The sequence below is a fragment of the Ilyobacter sp. genome (genome assembly GCF_041583315.1).
Classification (GTDB): domain Bacteria; phylum Fusobacteriota; class Fusobacteriia; order Fusobacteriales; family Fusobacteriaceae; genus Ilyobacter.
This window is the reverse complement of sequence record NZ_JBFHGC010000303.1, coordinates 1-3,628: the sequence shown is the minus strand read 5'-3', so window position 1 is coordinate 3,628 and position 3,628 is coordinate 1. Positions and strand designations below refer to the sequence as shown.

Genomic DNA, 3,628 nt, shown 5'->3' with positions numbered 1-3,628 from the left:
TATTGAAAATAAAAATAAAAAGCTAGCCATAGCATATGAAGAGTCCAGCTTTTTAGAAACCATGTCACATTTAAAGCAGTCAGAAAAAATTTAAAGGTATCACCTTTCTACAAAAAACCCGCAAAAGATAATACCTTTTGCGGGTTTTTTGTATTTTTTTGAAACTTTTTGTTGACTTACGGCTTTTTCTAAGTTAGAATCTTAGTGAAAGGTATGATGTTTAGAAGAGTTTAAATCAACAGAGGATTCAACATTAAAAAATTGTTTTGTGTTTTAGGTTATTTAATTTAAAGGAGGAATTAATTATGAAAAAAAATCTATTTTTAGCACTGGCCCTTATACTTGGACTTGCCTTCACAGGATGCGGAAGTAAAAATGACGCAAATAGCTTCCCTCAAAAGAATATTGAAATGATCGTTCCATTTGGTGCCGGTGGAGGTACTGACACTGTAGGAAGAACCATTGCTCAATCTATGGAAAAAACACTTGGAAAACCTATAGTTATAACTAATAAAACAGGCGGAGCCGGAGCTGTGGGAATGACTACCGGAGCAAAAGCAGCACCTGATGGATACACTCTTACTGTTGTAACAAGAGAAATTGTTTCTTTGCCACTCATGAATCTTGCACAAATTACTGCAGATGATTTTGACCTCTTAGGTCTTGTCAATCTAGAGCCGGCTATCATATTAGTTGCAAAAGATTCCAAGTACAAGAGTGCAAAAGATCTTATTGAAGCTGCAAGAATGAAACCTGGATCTGTAAAAATGGCTAGTACAGCTCAGCCAAACTTCTATGTATTAGGTATTGAGATTGATCAAAATGTAAAATTTAATCAGGTTCCCTTTAACGGAGCAGCTGAAGCTATACCTGCAGTACTTGGTGGACACACAGACTTCACTATTGTAACTCCGGGAGAAGCTATTTCTCAGATTAAGTCTGGACAATTAAGAGCTATCGGTCTAATGGATGAAGAGAGATTTCCTACTCTTCCAGAAGTTCCTACTTTGAAAGAGCAAGGATATGACATCATTTCAGGTACATGGAGAGGAATCGGAGTACCAAAAGGAACTCCTGATGCAGTAAAAACGAAATTAGCTGATGCTATTGAAGCTGGAATCAAGGACCCTGCATTCATAGATATAATGACAAAATCCAACACATCAATAAGATATATGAATGCTGCTGACTTCACTGAATTTGTTAAGAAAGATGAAAAAACAATCAAAAAAATAGTAGACGCACTTAAGTAAACTTTAAAAGCTGAGCCACATAGTGTTTATGTTTGCTCAGCTTTTTCCAATAATTCATCTGTAATTCTAGGAGGAATAAATGAAAAAAGTAAATATAGCTATTGGAATTATATTTATTCTCTTTAGTACTTTTATAATTGTAAAATCCAATTCTTTTACACACACACTGATTGCTGACAAAGGTTTGGGGGCAAGCTTCTTTCCTATATCACTGTCTGTAATTACAATTATTTTATCGGTATCTCTTATTTTCTCTTCTATTAAAGATAAATCACTCAGTGAAAACATATCAGAAGTATTTAATAGTGATATGAAAAAATCATTGATGGGGATGGGTCTTATTGTCCTGTACGTTATTTGTATGACAGTTATTGGCTACCTTGTGAGCACAGTTGTCTTTTGCTATATCTTCCTTCATCTTTTCAAGGTAAAGAAGATGCTTACCAAAGTGCTTATAGCAGTTATATTTTCTTCTGCTGTATATTTTATTTTTAGTAACTTATTTTTAATAAACTTACCACGAGGATTCTTGATTTAGAAAGGAGAAGATAAGATGGAAATGCTAACTTTAATATTTAATGGTTTCAAAAGTACATTAGAACCTGCTGTACTTATATTTCTTCTAATGGGAGTAACTGGTGGTATTGTTATCGGTTCTCTTCCGGGGCTTACTGCTACCATGGGAGTTGCCATATTACTTCCGTTTACATTCGGAATGCCTGCTAACTCAGGTCTGGCTCTTCTACTAGGGGTTTATGTAGGGGCTATATATGGGGGATCTATTGCGGCTATTTTATTAAAAACCCCGGGAACTCCCGCAGCTGCAGCTACTGTTTATGACGGGTATGCCCTCGTTCAAAAAGGTGAGGCCACAAAAGCTCTTAGTTTATCAGCAATAGCTTCATTTGTCGGAGGGCTTGTGAGTACAATCATGCTTATGACTATATCTCCTTACCTTGCCAAGTTTGCACTGAGATTTAGTGCCCCAGAATATTTTGCACTTGCTATCTTCGGTCTTACTATCATAGCTAGTGTATCATCAAAAAATTTAGTAAAAGGTCTACTTGCTGGTTTTTTTGGTCTGATTGTCGCTACCGTTGGAATGGACCCTATCACAAGTTATCCTAGGTTTACATTTGGGAGCCTTGATCTGCTAAATGGTTTTGAAGTTATACCTGTTCTCATAGGACTATTTGCAGTTTCAGAAGCATTATTTCAAATGGAGTCTTTGGACAAAGCAAAGGAAAAGCAGGAAGAAGTAAAAATAAGTAAAAAATATATCTCGATAAAGGAACTTATTCAAGTTGGGCCTACAATGATAAAATCTGCTATCATGGGAACCTTTATCGGTGCGATTCCTGGAGCCGGAGCAGATATAGCTGCTTTTGTTTCCTATAATGAGGCAAAACGGTCATCTAAAACTCCGGAAAAATTTGGTACTGGTATCTTAGAAGGAATAGCAGCACCAGAAGCTGGTAACAACGGAGTTACAGGAGGAGCACTTGTTCCATTGCTTACTCTTGGAGTTCCAGGGGATGCAGTAGCAGCGATTCTTTTAGGTGCACTTGTTGTACAAGGCCTAGCTCCAGGACCGCTTTTATTCCAGCAAAACCCGGAAGTTGTATACGGATTATTTAGTGCATTGTTTATAGGTAACATCTTCATGCTAATAATAGGTCTTGTTGGAATTAAATTATTTAGTAGGGTGGTTGAAGTACCTAAAAATATTATTGTACCGCTCATTATTTTTCTTTCTATTGTGGGGTCTTATTCTATGAATAACTCTATATTTGATGTAGCAGTAACTGTTGGTTTTGGGATCATAGGATATTTTATGATAAAATCTGATATCCCTCAGTCACCAATTGTTCTTTCGATCATTCTTGGACCAATGGCCGAGACGAATCTTAGAAAATCTGTTCTTATGTATGAAGGAAGCTATTCATTTCTATACACTAGACCGATAACGGTTGTATTCTTAATCCTTGCTTTTATTTCAATATTTTCTGCCTATAAAAAAAGCAGGGCTGACTCGTGTGAAATTTGGAGGAAAGTATGTTAATTATAAAAACAAAAAAAATGACACTGAAAGCAGCCATGCTTATGGGTGAGGCTGCTTTGAAAAAATCAGAAGAAATAGGAAAATCTTTTGTATTCACTGTTGTGGATGCAGGAGGTCATGTAATGTATACCCATAGAATGGAGGATGCATTTTTTACAAGTGTTGGCATCGCCACTGATAAGGCTTTTACTGCAGCAGCACTAAAAAAAGGGACTCATGTTCTCACTGATAAAGTTAAACCCGAACAGGACCTTTTTGGTCTGAATCTCACAAATAACGGGAGAATAATTACTTTTGGAGGAGGCCTGCCAGT

At 36.5% G+C, this 3,628-nt stretch carries 4 protein-coding genes; all 4 read left to right on the top strand.

Features of this window, described 5'->3' with window-relative positions; genetic code table 11:
- The first annotated feature begins 305 nt into the window (after window positions 1-305).
- Window positions 306-1,253 (top strand): tripartite tricarboxylate transporter substrate binding protein, encoded by a 948-nt coding sequence (locus ABZA26_RS10305; protein WP_372714439.1) that lies wholly within the window; start codon window positions 306-308, stop codon window positions 1,251-1,253.
- Between the two features lie 79 nt (window positions 1,254-1,332).
- Window positions 1,333-1,791 carry a tripartite tricarboxylate transporter TctB family protein gene (locus ABZA26_RS10300; protein WP_372714438.1) on the top strand — a complete coding sequence of 153 codons (459 nt, stop codon included), beginning with the start codon at window positions 1,333-1,335 and terminating at the stop codon, window positions 1,789-1,791.
- Window positions 1,792-1,812: 21 nt separating this feature from the next.
- Complete coding sequence (locus ABZA26_RS10295) at window positions 1,813-3,315, top strand: tripartite tricarboxylate transporter permease (protein ID WP_372714440.1); 1,503 nt, start codon at window positions 1,813-1,815, stop codon at window positions 3,313-3,315.
- On the top strand, window positions 3,309-3,628 hold a 320-nt coding region (locus ABZA26_RS10290; protein ID WP_372714437.1), incomplete at its 3' end, for a heme-binding protein. The genes ABZA26_RS10295 and ABZA26_RS10290, both read left to right, overlap by 7 nt.